Genomic DNA, 15,393 nt, shown 5'->3' with positions numbered 1-15,393 from the left:
AATTATTTTCAAAATTCTAATGCTTTCGGTGATCCGACATGCCTGACTTGCCGTACAACGCAAACTTATAATGTAACTATGCTGCCAGGTGCCTCTCTTATCGCCCCGTCCAGTATAGGCAACAGGGCGTACGGAGAGAGTTGCGGATGCGAGATTCGATGCAGAGTGCAGGCGGGAGTTCACTTCGTCGGGTACCGAAACAGGAAAGAAGCCGCGAACGCATTGATGATATCCTGAAGGTCTCGATGGAGCTGATCGGCGAAAAGGGTATCGATGCGGTCACGATGAAGGAGATTGCGTCTCTTTCAGGTGGTCCGATCGCCTCCGTCTACCAGTATTTCCCCAACAAGTCGGCGATCATCGCCATGCTCCATGAGCGCTATGTCGAGGAAGTCCGCGGTATCATCGTCGGACATATTCCGCAGATCTCGACGGCTGAAGACGCGCTGGATGCAACGGACGTTCTTTTCGACCTCTATTACACCCGCATGCGCGAAAAGCCGTCGACGCAGGATCTGTTGAACGCCATCCAGGCCGACAAGGCGCTGGCAGACCGTGACATTACCGAAACCCGCTTCCAGGCCGACCTCTTCTTCGAGATCACCAAGCGGTTCGTCAGCGAACAGCTTTGGGAGAACTACGCCCGCACACTGTTTCTTATGTTCCACATGGCCGCGGCAACATTGCGTCTGGCGCTGATGGTGACGGAAGACGAGGCAGCCAAAATCGTTGCACAGTTCAAGTCGATCGTGCGGGCACAGTCGACCTATTACTTCAAAGGCAGTTTTCCCGCATCGCTGTAAGCTACAGCCCGAGTTTGTCCCGCATGCCGTACCACCAGGCCCCAAGCGCGGTGAGCGGCACGCGGAACGCCCGCCCGCCCGGGAAGGGTAGGTTGGGCAGGGATGCCCAGGTATCGAACCTCTCCGCATGGCCGGCAACCGCCTCACCAAGGATCTTGCCGAGCAGATGCGTGGTGGTCACGCCGTGGCCGCTGTCGCCGTGCGAGAAGAACACGGTGTCGGACAGCTTTCCCACATGCGGAATGCGGGTCAGCGTCAGTGCGAAATTGCCGCTCCACGCGTAGTCGATCCTGACATTCTTCAGCTGCGGGAAGGTCTTGAGCATGTTCGGGCGGATCACGCCCGTCAGGTCCTTCGGGTCGCTGCCGCCATAACCGATCCCGCCACCGTAGAGCAGACGGTTGTCGGCGGTGCGGCGATAGTAATCGAGAATGTAATTGGCATCCTCGACGCAGTAATTTGCGGGCAGAAGGCGCTCGATCAGGCCCGCATCCAGCGGCTCCGTCGCCATCACCTGGCTCGAAACCGGCATCATCCGGCCATGGATCTCCGGCAGCAGCGGCGATAGATAGGCGTTGCCGCACACCAGCACATAGGATGCCGTGACACGACCCTTGTCGGTTCTGACCACGGGCTTTGCCGTCTGGTCGATACCCACCACCCGCGATCCCTCGAAAATACGCGCGCCGAGGCTTTCGGCCGCTGCCGCTTCGCCGAGCACGAGATTAAGCGGGTGAATATGGCCACCCTTCCTGTCGATCATGCCGCCGGCATAGCGGTCGCTTTTCACATAGCGTCCGACGTCTGCCTTCGAGACCATCTCCAGCCCGTCATGGCCGTGCTGTTCCCAGACGGCCTTGTGCAGCTCCATCTCGCGCACCTGCTTGTCCGTAAAGGCCGCGAAGAAACCGCCGGGCACGAGATCGCAGTCGATCCCGTATTGCGCTACGCGGGCGCGGATGATCTCGCCGCCTTCGAGCGACATCGCGCCAAGCTGCACGGCCTTGTCGCGCCCGTAGCGTCCGGCGATCGTTTCCAGATCGCGGCTATAGCCGTTGACGATCTGCCCGCCATTGCGGCCCGAAGCGCCGAAGCCGATCCGCTCCGCCTCCAGCACCACGACGGAATAGCCGCGCTCGGCCAGTTCGAGAGCGGCCGAGATGCCGGAAAAGCCCGCGCCGATCACGCAGACATCGGCCTCGATCTCGCCCTCGAGGGCAGGGCGCACACGCTTGTCATTGGCCGAGGCGGCATACCAGGAATTGGCGTGGCGGGGATTGTCTGCGGGTTTGAAAGCCATCTTACACCGTCCTGATATAGGCGTCGTATTCAACGTCGGTCACCCGCAGAGAAAATTCCGACAGCTCCTGCTGCTTGCAGGCCGTGTAGAGCGACCGGTATTTCGGCCCGAGCGTCGCGTAGGCGAACGTGGAGCGGGAAAACTGCTGCAGCGCATAGTCCCAGTTGGTCGGCAGCGGTTCGTGGCTGATCGCATGGTCGTCGCCGGTAATCGCCCCGCCCGGATTGCGCTTTTCCTTGATGCCGGCAAGGGCTGCACTGAGGATCATCGCCAGCACAAGATAGGGATTGGTGTCGGAACCTGCAACGCGGTGCTCGATGCGGGTCGCCGGCTTCGACGCGGTGATGACGCGCACGGCGGCCGAGCGGTTGTCGAAGCCCCAGGAGGCATAGGTCGGGGCATGTTCGGAAGGGCGCAGGCGCCGGTAGGAATTGGCATGCGGGGCAAACACCGCCATGCTTTCCCCCATGTTTTCCAAAAGCCCGCCCACCGAATGAAACAGCGCCTCGGACGGCCCGTTCTCGCCCATATAGACATTGCGGCCGTCGCTATCGATCAGCGAGAAATGCACATGCATGCCGCTTCCGGCCTGCGTGCCATAGGGCTTTGCCATGAACGTCGCGTCGAGATCGTTGGCGCGCGCCACGCCCTTGACGATCCGCTTGAGGAGCACCGCATAATCGGCAGCCTTCAGCGCGTCTGGCACGTGGTTGAGGTTGATCTCATACTGGCCCGGGCCGTTTTCCCGCAGTGTCGTATCGGCCGGTATCCCTTGCGCCCTCGCTGCAGAGGCGATGCCGTGGAAGACATTCTCGAAATCCTGCAGCTCGGAAATCGAGAGCACCTGTGTCTGGCCCGTATGCCAGCGGCCCTCGCGTGAATTCGGTGGCCGCACCGGGTCGATCGCCGAACGTATCGGGTCGATCAGGTAGAATTCCAGCTCCGTCGCCACGACCGGCGTCAGGCCGATCCGCTCGAAACCTTTGAGAACATTCGCCAGAACCTGGCGCGGATCGCCGTAAAATCCGGTCCCGTCCTGCTCGTTCATGCCCAGTAGAACCTGCGCCGTTGGCCGCTTCAGCCATGTCACGCGCGACAGTGTGTCGGCGATGGGAAAGCAGATGCCATCCGGATCACCGGTGCCCTCCGCAAGGCCCGCGGCATTGACGTCGCGTCCCCAGACGTCGAGCGCGTAGACCGAGCGCGGCATCGCCATGCCCTTCGAAAGCACGTCAAGCGCCCGTTCGCGCGGGATCCACTTGCCCCGCGGCACGCCGTTGACGTCGATCACGAAGGCTTCGAGAACCTCGATATCGGGATTGTCATCGAGAAAGGTCCGGGCTGTATCGATCGTATCCATGAAAACACCGGTAGCCCAGACTTTCTCCTGCCGCTAGACCAAATGAAGAAGAGGGTCAGACGTTAAACCGCTCCGGCCTGTAAGCGGATATGTCGATCCGGGTCTTTTCGCCCATCATCGCTTCCGCGATGACCTGACCCGTGACCGGACCGAGCGTCAGGCCGTGATGCGCATGGCCGAAGGCGAACCACAATCCGTCGTGACGCGGCGCCTTGCCGATGACAGGCATCATATCCGGCGTGCAGGGGCGGGCGCCCATCCAGGGCTCCTTGTCCAGCCGCTCACCAAGCGGGAAGATTTCGCGTGCCACAGCTTCGGCGCGGGCAAGCTGAACCGGTGTCTTCGGCGCATCGCGGCGCGCAAATTCGGCACCGGTCGTCAGCCGGATCCCCTGGTTCATCGGGGCCAGGAAATAGCCGCGCTCCGCATCCATCGTCCAGCCGTTGAGCTTGGCATTGCCCTTTGGCGCATAATGCATGTGGTAGCCGCGCTTGACGCCGACGAGGAAATTGTAGCCGAGCGGCTTGGTCACCGTGTCCGACCACGGACCAAGCGCGACCACGACATCCTTCGCCTCGACCACGCCTTCGCCGGCAATGATGCGCCAGCCGGTCGCGGTCTTCGAAAGGCTCTTTGCGTCACCCGTCAGCACCCGACCGCCAAGCTTTTCGAACAGCGCCACATAGGCACGCGTCAGCGCGAGCGGATCCTTGACCGCCCATGGGTCTTCCCATTTCAGCGCGCCGATGAAATCGTCGGAGAGATTGGGTTCCGCAACCGCAAGTTCCGCCGGCGTCATCACCTTGAAGGAAAGGTCGTATTCGCGCTTCAGTCGGTCGGCTTCGCGCACCGTCTCGTCGAGCTTGGCCTGCGAGCGGAACACTTCCTGCCAGCCGTTCTTGGCAATCAGATCCTCGGCGCCCGCCTCGCGGATCAGTTCGTCATGGGTGGCGATCGAATGCTCGATAAGCGGCGCATAGGCGCGGGCGATCAGCTCATGCCTCGGCACGTTGGAATGCCACCAGTATTTTGCCAGAAACGAGGAGACCGACGGCATCGCGCTCCAGTGAAAATGCGCGTCGATGCGGTTGTTCCTGGCATAGCGCAGGATCTGGGCGAACTGCTGGGGAAAGCTGTAGGGGACAACGCCCTCGCGCTGGATCAGGCCGGCATTGCCGTAGGAGGTTTCCATCCCGGGCTCCCTGCGGTCCACCAGGGCGACCGATTTTCCCCGCCGCGCCAATTGCAGAGCCGTCGAAACACCGATGATGCCGGCGCCGAGAACGATCACATCCGCTGCCATGATATTGAATCCATATGAGATAACTGAGCAGGTCACCATGACGCCGGGTCAGGCGCAGCGCAAATGAAAATTGCAGCGGCCGCCTGGATATCCAAGGGGTGAGGAGCGCTTGTGGAACTTGATCTAAATCAAATATAGCTTGACGCAACCAAGTTTGCGCTCCTAAGTCGATGACGCACTGACGGCCACCAGAACTTGCAGATGCACGCTTTGCAGACGCAATATCCTGCCGCGACCGCCGAATTTCTCTCTTGTCGCGCCCTCCGTCAGGGCTTCGGATTCATTCATGTCTGAAAAAGTCTCACATCGCGGGCTCGTCGTAGCCGCGATCATGGCAAGCATGGCGATGATCGCCATCGAAGCGACCATCGTCTCCACCGCCATGCCGCAGATCGCAGCCCAGCTCGGGCAGCTCAATCTCTACAGCTGGGTGTTTTCCGCTTTCCTCCTGTCGCAGACCGCGCTGACCGTCGTCTTCGGCAAGCTTTCCGATATCTACGGGCGAAAGCCGATCGTGCTGGCTGGCATCGCCGTCTTCCTGGTCGCCTCCATCCTCTGCGGATTTGCCTGGTCGATGCCGTCCATGATTGCCTTCAGACTGCTCCAGGGCATCGGCGCTGGCGCCATTCAGCCTGTCGCCATGACGGTGGTGGCCGATCTCTTTCCGGGCAGCCAGCGTGGAAAGGTTCAGGGCTATCTGGCCAGCGTCTGGGCGCTCTCGGCCGTGGTTGGCCCGCTGCTCGGCAGCGTCATCATCCATAACCTGCCTTGGGCCTGGATCTTCTGGATCAACGTGCCGGTAGGTCTCGCCGCTGCCGCAGCGTTCATCCTGTTCTACCACGAGGAAAAGCACACCCGGACGGTCTCGATCGATATCCTGGGCGCCGTGCTGTTTGCCGTCTCCATCTCGGCGCTGATGATTGGCCTCACGGTCTCCGAGACCGGATTGTCGACGTCCGCGATCGTCTCCTTCGTCCTGTTTGCCGTGTCGCTTGCGCTGTTCATCTGGCAGGAGCGCCGCGTCGAAGAACCGATGGTCGCGCCGGATCTCTGGCTCTACCGGCCGATTGCGGCCGCCAACATCTCTGTCTTCTTCGCCTCCATGGCGATCATGGGGCTCACCACCTTCCTGCCCATGTATGTGCAGACCGTGCTCAACCAGTCGCCGCTGGTGGCGGGCTTTGCACTGACCATGCTTCTCTTGGGATGGCCGTGCGGCGCAACGATCGCTTCGCGGAACTTCACCCGGTTCGGGCTGCGGCCGATCATGCTGGTGGGCGCCGTGTTCGTCCCCGTGGGAACCTTCCTCCTGACCCTGCTGACGCCATCCAGTTCGGCGGTGCTTGCGGGTGCCGGCTCGCTCGTCATGGGCTTCGGCATGGGCCTTCTCAATATCGGCGCACTGATCCTCACCCAGGGAAGCGTCGCGGCCTCGCAACGCGGCAGTGCCACGGCGTCGAACGTGTTTTCCCGCAACCTCGGCAGCACGCTGGGCGCGGCGATTCTCGGGGCGGTGCTGAGCTGGGGCCTGGTCCATACGACCAGCGGACAGGTGATCACGACCGACCAGCTGCGTGCTCTCCTGAACGGAACCGGTCTCGTGAGTGGCGATGCCGAAGCGGTTCGCCTTGCGCTGCAGGACGGCCTGCACGCGACCTTCCTGACCATGCTCCTGTTTGCCGTCCTGATCGTGCCCGCTTGCCTGTTCGTGCCCCGCGATGCCGTCCACAAGGACGAGCCCGTGCGGGCCTGAACCTTGAAATCTGGCGCCAACATGCCCATTTCGCTGTGAACGGGGCCCTACCGGGACCGATATCGTCACAACGACTATTAAGGTGGGTGGCACGATGCAGCAGATGACAAAGACAATCCGGGACCTGACGATCGAGGAGCGCGAAGACGCGCTGATCACCATGGCGCACGCGCTTGAAGGCGCTGCCAGAGAAGCCCTGGTCGAAGGTAACCGCCAGTTCGCTGCGATCTCCGGCAACATGGCCGAAGCGATCTTCATCAACGCCGATCAGCTTGCACGCGATCACGTCGAGGAAGCCGAACAGGTTCTCGAACAGGCCGTCCAGATCATGGTCGAATATGAAGCTGAACACCCCTACCGGATCGTCAGCACCGCGATCCACTGAGGACGGCGGCACGGCGGGCGACGGGCAACCTTGCCTGTCTCCCGCATTCTCTCGCAGGGGAGAAGACGCCACCTGATGCGGCAAGCCTTCACTGGTCTCCTATACAAAACGTCTGACATTGAACGCCTGCAAATCCAACGTCGAGTTCCTCGGCGATGGCACAGATGGTAGCGTTGTGCTCCTTGGTGTCTGCGGGAAAGGGAAAGAGCCAAAGGGCGGCGGCTCGTGGGCGGATGGCCGCAGACGGCCATAGTCCCGCATGAGCGCGAGTGTTCATCCCCTTTGGCTCTGCCACACATCGCCGAGCCACTCTGTTACATTCTTGATATGCAGATTGGGCGATTTGAGAACGGAAAGTTCTCACGGTTTTCGTGTCGCCCTAGCCCAGATCAAGAACATGCAAAAAATCTCAAGCACTCCATCGAGCCTCTCAAGCCGCCTACGAAGCTGATTCAGAACGATGAATCTTCACCGGCGCTAAAATGCCGAGAGCTATCCCGTTCTGACCCCGCTTGACTCTTCTGTCGCGGCGGAACAGAAACAGAACACCAACATTCTTTGGGACATGAAGTCCTGTGCAACGCGAACCTTGAGGAGGGCCGTGAACGATGTCGCATGCCCCTGCCTCAAGGCTTGTCGAGGAACTGAGAGACCGGATTGCGCATCTGGAAGGCAGCGTGTCGCGCAAGGCGCTCGTGCTGCCCTTCGGGGTGCCTGACGTTGACGAGCGATTGCCGGGCGGGGGGCTTGCCTATGGCGCATTGCATGAAATTGCAGGTGGCGGGGCGGGTACAATCGACGGTGCCGCGGCCGCCCTGTTTGCGGCAGGTATTGCGGCCCGGGCCAAGGGAAAGGTTCTCTGGTGCCTGACCCGGCCGGATCTCTTTGCGCCGGCGCTGTCGCAGGCGGGGCTTCACCCGGATCGCGTCATCTACTGCGAAGCGGACAGGGAGGAGGACGTGCTTGCCTCGATGGAAGAGGGGCTGTCCTTCGGGGGATTGGCGGCCGTCGTCGGGGAACTGGTGAGGCTGCCGATGACCGCGTCGCGGCGTCTTCAACTGGCTGCCGAGAAGACGGGGACGCTCGGCCTGGTCGTCCGGCGCTGGCGACGGCAGACGGAGGCCTCCGACTACGGTCAGCCGACGGCGTCCACAACACGCTGGAGGATCAGCACCCTGCCGTCCGAGCCGCTTCCTGTCGCCGGCGTGGGACGGGCGAGGTGGCTGGCGGAATTGATGCGGGTAAAGGCGGGGCAATGTGCCGAGTTTGAGTTAGGAGCCTGCGATGCCGAGGGTCGTGTCTGTTTACTTCCCCTATCTAGCAACGGATCGGATACGTCGGCATGGCGAGGAAGCCGTGTCGGTTGACCAGCCGCTGGTCGTGGTCTCGCGCAGCGGCTCGAAACGCTGGATATCGGCAGCCGATACGGCTGCCCGCAAGCTGGGCCTCAAAGTCGGCATGGCTGCCAGCAAGGCACAGGCGATGATTGGCAACCTTCATATGGTGGACGCCGATCCCGTTGCCGACGCCGCAGCCGTCGAGCGCCTGGCGCTATGGGCGCTTCGTCAATACAGCCCCGTCGTTGCCGTGGATGGAACGGATGGCATCGTCATGGATACCGAAGGTGCCGATCACCTTCAGGGTGGTGAAGAGCTGCTGATCTCCGGCGTTGTCAACGGTCTCCGCGGCAAGGGCCTGACGGCACGTGCCGCTGTCGCCGATACCTGGGGTGCGGCGCATGCACTGGCGCGACTGACGACGAACGAAACGACGGTGGTGCCGCGCGGTGATGTCACCAAGGCCGTGATCGGACTTCCAATCCACTGTCTGCGGCTTGCGGCAGATACGATCCAGGCATTGCGCATCCTGGGTATCGAGACGGTGGGAGAGCTGTCGGCACTGCCGCGTGCGCCGTTGACACTGCGATTTGGTCCGGAGGTCGGACGCCGTCTCGATCAGCTCTTCGGCCGTCTCGCAGAACCCATCGAGCCGTTGCGCACGCCGGATCTGGTCGAGGTGGCGCGCAATTTCCAGGAGCCCATCGGTGCGCCCGATACGATTGCAAAATACGTCCGCCGGCTGGTGGCGCAACTGACGGCAAAGCTGGAGGAGCGGGGGCTGGGCGTCCGGCGCTCCGATCTGATCATCCATCGCGTCGACAACACACGCCAGTGTCTTCGAGCAGGACTTGCCAAGCCCGTGCGTGATCCTGCCCGCCTGACAAAGCTTCTCTGTGACCGTATCGAAAAGATCGACCCGGGTTTCGGCATCGAGCGGATGGTGCTGGTGGCGGTCATGGCCGAGCCGCTGGAAATAAAGCAGGTCGCAAACGCGCTGGTGGAAGAGGCGGTTGTGGATGTGACGCCGCTTGTCGATATTCTCGGCAACCGGGGCCAGCGCCTTTACCGCATCACGCCGGTCGCCTCCGACGTTCCGGAACGATCTCTCCGGCGGATCGGACCGACGGCCGTCGAGACGGGTGCCGAGTGGGCAGCCAGGTGGCCGCGGCCGTCACGGCTGCTGGCTTATCCCGAAGAAATCGAAACCATGGCTGTCCTGCCCGACCAGCCGCCAGTCGTCGTCACCTGGCGCGGCAAGCGCCGCCGCATCGTTCGTGCCGATGGGCCCGAGCGCATCTTCGGCGAATGGTGGCTCCGGCCGCGCGAAATGCAGGCGGTGCGCGATTACTTCGTGGTCGAGGATGAGCACGGCGATCGGCTGTGGGTCTTCCGCGCCGGCGACGGCGTCGATGCAGGCACGGGGTCACACAAATGGTTCCTCCACGGCATCTTCGGGTAAGGTTTGAACTATGCGCTATGCCGAACTCCAGGTGACCACGCATTTCTCGTTCCTGCGGGGTGCAAGCTCCGCGGAAGAACTGTTTGCCACGGCCGCCGCACTGGGCATCGACGCCCTTGGTGTCGTCGACCGCAACTCGCTTGCCGGCATTGTCCGGGCTTGGGAAGCGGCAAAGACAACCGGGGTGCGCCTGGTGGTCGGCTGCCATCTCGACCTCACGGATGGCATGTCGCTGCTCGTCTACCCGACGGACCGGCTCGCCTATTCCAGGCTCACCCGGCTGCTGACGCTTGGCAAAAGTCGGGGCGGCAAGGCCAAGTGCATTCTCGACCTGTCTGATGTCGAGGCCTATAGCGAGGGTCTGATTGCGATCCTCATTCCCGATGAGGCGGACGATATCTATGCGGGTCAGCTCCGCAAGGTGGCCGCAGTCTTTGGTGACCGCGCCTATGTCTCGCTCTGCCTGCGGCGGCGTCCGAACGACCGGCTGCGGTTGCATGATCTGTCGAACATGGCGCAGCGTCACAAGGTGAAGACGGTGGTGACCAACGATGTGCTCTTCCACGAGCCCGGCCGCCGACAGCTTCAGGACATCGTCACCTGCATCCGCAACCGCACCACCATCGACAGCGTCGGCTTTGACCGGGAGCGGCATGCTGACCGCTTCCTCAAGGCGCCGGAGGAGATGCACCGCTTGTTTGTCGACTATCCCGAAGCTCTCGCAAGAAGTCGCGAGATCGTCGAGCGTTGCCGTTTCGACATGAGCGAGTTGCAGTACCAGTATCCTGAAGAGGCAATTGTGCCAGGGCTCGACGCCCAGCAGTCGCTGGCCAAGTTCGCCTGGGAAGGTGCGGCGGAGCGTTATCCAGAAGGCATTCCCGACAAGGTCCGCAAGGCAATCCTGCACGAACTCGACCTGATCCGGAAGATGAACTACGCTGCGTATTTCCTCACCGTCTTTTCCATCGTCCGCTTTGCACGCTCCAGGAACATCCTCTGTCAGGGCAGGGGGTCGGCCGCCAACTCCGCCGTCTGCTATTGCCTCGGGATCACCAGCATCAACCCGGAAACAGGAGACCTCCTGTTCGAGCGCTTCGTGTCTATGGAGCGTAACGAGCCACCGGATATCGACGTCGACTTCGAGCATAACCGGCGTGAGGAGGTCATCCAGTGGATATACGAAACCTATGGCCGCTCGCGCTCCGCCCTCTGCTCCACCGTCACCCGCTACCGAACCAAGGGTGCACTGCGCGATGTGGGCAAGGCGCTCGGCCTGCCCGAAGACCTGATCGGTCAACTGACCTCCGGCGTCTGGGGCTGGTCGAAGGATGGCATCGGCGAAAAGCAGCTCAGGGAAAACAACATGAACGCGTCCGACTATCGGCTGCGTCTGGCGCTCGACCTTGCCTCGCAGCTCATGGGAGCGCCACGCCATTTGGGACAGCATCCCGGCGGCTTCGTGCTGACGCAGGACAGACTGGATGATCTGGTCCCCATCGAGCCCGCCGCCATGGATGACCGCCAGGTGGTGGAATGGGACAAGGACGATATCGACGCGTTGAAGTTCATGAAGGTGGATGTCCTGGCACTCGGCATGCTGTCCTGCATGGCCCGCTCCTTCGAGCTGCTGGCGGAGTACAAGAACGAAGCGATGGGTCTGGCAGACGTTCCGCAGGAGGATCCGAAGACCTACGCGATGATCCGCAAGGCGGATACGCTTGGTACCTTCCAGATCGAAAGCCGCGCCCAAATGGCGATGCTGCCAAGGCTCAAGCCACGCACCTTCTATGATCTCGTGGTTCAGGTCGCCATCGTCCGCCCTGGCCCGATCCAAGGCGACATGGTGCATCCCTATCTGCGTCGGCGGGAGGGCAAGGAGAAGGTGGAGTATCCAACGCCGGAGCTCGAGGCGGTGCTTGGCAAGACGCTCGGCGTCCCGCTCTTCCAGGAGAGCGCCATGAAGGTTGCCATGGTCTGTGCGGGTTTCAGTGCAGGCGAGGCGGACCAGCTGCGTCGGGCCATGGCGACCTTCAAGTTTACGGGCGGCGTGTCGAGGTTCAAGGAGAAGCTCGTCAACGGCATGGTCAAGAACGGCTACTCTCAAGACTTCGCGGAGCGGACGTTCAGCCAGCTGGAAGGCTTCGGCTCCTATGGCTTTCCGGAAAGCCATGCAGCTTCGTTCGCCCTCATCGCCTATGCCAGTTCCTGGATGAAGTGCCATCATCCGGATATCTTCTGCGCCGCTCTCCTCAACTCCCAGCCCATGGGGTTCTATAGCGTTGCCCAGATCGTCACCGATGCCCGCAACCACGGGGTGGAGGTCCGGCCCGTCTGTGTCAATCGGTCTCGCTGGGACTGCACGATGGAGGAGACCGGAAGGCCCGGCCGCTTTGCGGTTCGTCTCGGTATGCGCATGGTAAAGGGGTTGCCGCTGAATAATGCTGCCAGAATTGTTCTTGCCCGTGTTGACCAGCCTTTCGAGAGTGCCGACGACATGTGGCGGCGATCCGGCGTGCCGACAGCGTCCCTGGTCAAGCTGGCAGAGGCCGATGCCTTCCTACCGTCGTTGAAGCTGGAACGGCGTCAGGCACTTTGGGACATCAAGGCACTGCGCGACGAGCCGCTGGAACTATGGGCCGCAGCCGCAAAGCGTGAAGCAAGGGTTGTTGCCGAGATGCAGGAACCCGACGTGTCGCTCAAGTCGATGAAAGAGGGCAGGGAGGTCGTTGAGGACTATTCCCATACGGGCCTCAGCTTGAGGTCGCATCCTGTGTCTTTCCTGCGTCCGGAACTGAAGAAAAAGCGGATCGTCACCTGCGCCGAAGCGATGGGGGAGCGCGACGGCCGCTGGCTCTGGACGGCGGGCCTCGTCCTCGTGCGTCAGAAGCCTGGTAGCGCCAAAGGCGTGATGTTTCTGACGCTTGAAGATGAGACGGGCGTCGTCAATGCCGTCGTCTGGCCCTCGCTATTCGAGAAACAGCGCCGGATCGTCATGTCGGCTTCGATGATGGCGATCCATGGCAGGATACAGCGCGAAGGCGAGGTCGTTCATCTGGTCGCCCAGCGCCTGTTCGACTTTTCCGGCGATCTCTCCAGTCTCGGCGAGCTTGGCGGCGACTTCCCCTTGCCGTACGGCCGTGGCGACGGAGCCAAGCACGGCAGCGGGCCTGATCCCCGCGACAATCCGAAGCCTGTCATCCCGACGCGCGACATCTATATCCCGGATCTCCACATCGACACGCTCAAGGTCAAGTCGAGAAACTTCCATTGACCGGCAAGGATGTCAAAGACAGCGTTGTTGATATTGCTCTCAAGTCTGTCCCGTTTTGCCTGTGCTCCAGCCGGTTACGGCTTCCCTCACAGGGTTGGAGCGGCGGGTTGCGTATCCGCACGAATTCGTCCGTGTCATCCATTCCAGGACTGACTGCGGACGTTGATAGCGTCGGCGCTATGCCCGCTTGAACGCGTAGACCAGGCGCATGCGGGAGAGGGCGCATGCTCACGATATGTCTTTTTGATGGATCAAAGTCAGCCCTCCGGTGTTGTTGAAGACAGAACGGATTATGGGATGACCGTTCTCCGGAGGCCCGCTATCGTGAAATCACGTATCGAAGTCGTCAATGCCGTGACGGATGTTTTAAGACGGTTGCGGGTCAGGCCGCCATCGCAGGTCAAGTTCGGGACGATCGCGAACACGCCCGCGACTACCGGATATTCAAGAAACGAACTTCTGAACGCGCTCTACGCCCTGGAACATGAAGGCGTCATAGCATTGCACCATGACAACAGCTTCAGCGTCTTGAAATCATCGACCTTGATCTAGCTTCCGGCAGAGCCGACACGCTTGAAACACGATGCGCGTTGGAAATTCGACATCGTCTGTTTCTCGTGCCGGCAGCCTATCGGATCAGCATGCGATCTGGTGTTCTATTTTTCTCTCGAAGAACCATTCTTCGAATGCGGCTGGCGACAGCGGCTTTGCAAAAAGATACCCCTGCGCTTCATCACAACCCATCTTGCTCAAAGCCTCGGCCGCCTCGGTCGTCTCCACCCCTTCCGCCACGACCTGGTAGCCCAGGTCGTGCGACAGCTGGATCATCGATCTGACGAGATTGGTTTCGCGAAAGCCATCATCCATGCTGCGGATAAAGGATTGATCGATCTTGACCACGGTGGTCGGCAAGGTCTGGAGATAGGACAGGCTGCTGTAGCCCGTGCCGAAGTCGTCGATCGATAGTCGGACCCCGCCATCGGAAAGCGCCTGCAACTTCGCCAGCGCGTTTGCCGCGTCCTTCATGATCGCGCTTTCGGTGACCTCCAGCTCCAGCATCGCCGGCCGGATACCATGTCTCAAGAGGGACAGTTGCACCCGTTGGACAAAGTCCGGTTCATCGAGGTTTGCCGCCGAGATATTGACCGATACCGGAACGATTACCCCCCTGGATTTCAGGTTGCCGGCTTCGCGCAGAGCGGCATCCAGAACCCACGCGGTCATCTTGCCTATATGTGGAGACTGCTCGATGATGGGAGCGAATTCGCCGGGGGAGATGGCTCCCAGTTCCGGATGGAGCCAGCGCAGGAGGACTTCTGCTCCGACGCAATGGCCATCCGGCAAACTGACACGCGGCTGGAACACGATCGATAGCTGATCGCTGCCTTGAAGGGCGTTGTCGAAATCCTGCAGCAGACGGAAACTCCGCTGGTAGCGATCGTCACTGGCCTGTGAAAAGACCGCGACATGTGTCGCTGTCAGACGAGCGTCCTGCGCTGCGCTGCTCATGGCACGCAGGAAATCCGACGGCGTGGTGTCGGGTTTGAGCGGCGCGACGCCGATTGCCGGCGTCATCAGAAATCTGAGGTCCGACTCGTCGTCCAGGTCACCCAGCAGCTGTCTGAGGTAAACCATGCAGTCGAGGCCTGCGATATTTCTGTCCCTTATGAACGCAAACTGCGTCGTAGAGACGTGATAAAGTGTGGTTTTGCCGCCAACGATGGCTCTGAGCCGCTGTGCGGCATCGCGCACTTTCGCATCGATTTCGGATGTTCCCATCACGCGGGAAAGGTCGTCAAGCTGCCGCGTCTCGGCAAGGTCGATCAGGACACCGGTATAGGCCGTCCGCCAGGCCGGTCCTCTGAGAAGGTCGCTCACGTCCTCGGAAAACTGGGTACGATTGGGAAGCCCGCTGACCGGCTCGATCCTGCCATACGCATGTTGCAGTTCGATCTGGGCCATCACCATTGCGGCAAGGTCCTGGAGACTGGCAATCTCGTTTTCGGTGGTCTCACGCGGCTCGGCTCCAAGGACACACAAGGCGCCGAGACAATGCCCCTCGCGCGTCGTGAGCGGTGCTCCCGCGTAAAAACGCACGCCTGTCTTTGCAAGGACACTGTCGTGGTAGTGCGCATCCTTGGACAGGTCCGGAACGACGAGAAGTTCGGTACTCTCGGCCACTGCCGCACAGGGCGCCTTGTCTCGTGGAATAGACTGGTGCTCCACCCCGACACGCGCCTTGAACCACTGCCTGTCGGAATCGGTTAGCGATATGGCCGCGATCGGCAGGTCGAATATCTGGCTCGCCATGCGCGTGATACGGTCGAAGCTCTCACTTGCTGGCGTATCGAGCAATTTCAAAGAGTGCAGAGCGGCGAGACGGATTTCCTCATTGGTTTTCATGTAATATCTCAGTCGT

The 15,393-nt window shown here is 61.3% G+C and carries 11 protein-coding genes; 7 read left to right on the top strand and 4 right to left on the bottom strand.

Features of this window, described 5'->3' with window-relative positions:
- Nucleotides 1-146: 146 nt before the first annotated feature.
- On the top strand, nt 147-803 hold the full coding sequence (locus IFT59_RS12875) for a TetR/AcrR family transcriptional regulator (RefSeq protein WP_062453755.1): 657 nt from the start codon (nt 147-149) through the stop codon (nt 801-803).
- A 1-nt stretch (nt 804) separates the two neighbouring features.
- Here IFT59_RS12875 and IFT59_RS12870 read toward each other — a convergent pair whose 3' ends face one another.
- The 3 genes from IFT59_RS12870 to IFT59_RS12860 are packed head-to-tail and all read right to left on the bottom strand — an operon-like array spanning nt 805 to nt 4,766.
- Nucleotides 805-2,103 (bottom strand): NAD(P)/FAD-dependent oxidoreductase, encoded by a 1,299-nt coding sequence (locus IFT59_RS12870; RefSeq protein WP_192087029.1) that lies wholly within the window; start codon nt 2,101-2,103, stop codon nt 805-807.
- 1 nt (nt 2,104) lies between these two features.
- A complete protein-coding gene (locus tag IFT59_RS12865; protein WP_092661257.1) occupies nt 2,105-3,463 on the bottom strand; it encodes a glutamine synthetase family protein in 1,359 nt (452 codons plus the stop codon).
- A gap of 55 nt (nt 3,464-3,518) precedes the next feature.
- Nucleotides 3,519-4,766: an NAD(P)/FAD-dependent oxidoreductase gene (locus IFT59_RS12860; RefSeq protein WP_113109523.1), complete on the bottom strand. Its 1,248-nt coding sequence runs from the start codon at nt 4,764-4,766 to the stop codon at nt 3,519-3,521.
- 286 nt (nt 4,767-5,052) lie between these two features.
- Between IFT59_RS12860 and IFT59_RS12855 the strand changes: the two genes are divergently transcribed.
- The 6 genes from IFT59_RS12855 to IFT59_RS12830 all read left to right on the top strand — a co-directional run bounded on the left by IFT59_RS12855 (nt 5,053) and on the right by IFT59_RS12830 (nt 13,526).
- A complete protein-coding gene (locus IFT59_RS12855) occupies nt 5,053-6,519 on the top strand; it encodes an MDR family MFS transporter (protein WP_192087028.1) in 1,467 nt (488 codons plus the stop codon).
- A 94-nt stretch (nt 6,520-6,613) separates the two neighbouring features.
- Nucleotides 6,614-6,904 (top strand): hypothetical protein, encoded by a 291-nt coding sequence (locus IFT59_RS12850; protein ID WP_062579170.1) that lies wholly within the window; start codon nt 6,614-6,616, stop codon nt 6,902-6,904.
- Between the two features lie 608 nt (nt 6,905-7,512).
- Nucleotides 7,513-8,271, top strand: a complete 759-nt coding sequence (locus IFT59_RS12845) for an ImuA family protein (protein WP_192078267.1) — start codon at nt 7,513-7,515, stop codon at nt 8,269-8,271.
- Nucleotides 8,189-9,703 carry a Y-family DNA polymerase gene (locus IFT59_RS12840; RefSeq protein WP_192087027.1) on the top strand — a complete coding sequence of 505 codons (1,515 nt, stop codon included), beginning with the start codon at nt 8,189-8,191 and terminating at the stop codon, nt 9,701-9,703. Before IFT59_RS12845 ends, IFT59_RS12840 begins: the two co-directional genes overlap by 83 nt.
- Before the next feature lie 10 nt (nt 9,704-9,713).
- Entirely contained in the window at nt 9,714-12,974 is a 3,261-nt protein-coding gene (locus tag IFT59_RS12835) for an error-prone DNA polymerase (RefSeq protein ID WP_192087026.1), read from the top strand.
- A 324-nt stretch (nt 12,975-13,298) separates the two neighbouring features.
- Nucleotides 13,299-13,526, top strand: a complete 228-nt coding sequence (locus tag IFT59_RS12830) for a hypothetical protein (RefSeq protein WP_156466398.1) — start codon at nt 13,299-13,301, stop codon at nt 13,524-13,526.
- Between the two features lie 84 nt (nt 13,527-13,610).
- On the opposite strand, the gene IFT59_RS12825 is transcribed toward IFT59_RS12830, so the two are convergent.
- Entirely contained in the window at nt 13,611-15,377 is a 1,767-nt protein-coding gene (locus tag IFT59_RS12825; protein ID WP_192087025.1) for a putative bifunctional diguanylate cyclase/phosphodiesterase, read from the bottom strand.
- Nucleotides 15,378-15,393 lie beyond the last annotated feature (16 nt).

The sequence above is a fragment of the Rhizobium sp. CFBP 8752 genome, from assembly GCF_014842035.1.
GTDB classification, from domain to species: domain Bacteria; phylum Pseudomonadota; class Alphaproteobacteria; order Rhizobiales; family Rhizobiaceae; genus Neorhizobium; species Neorhizobium soli.
This window is presented reverse-complemented; position numbering and strand designations above follow the sequence as displayed.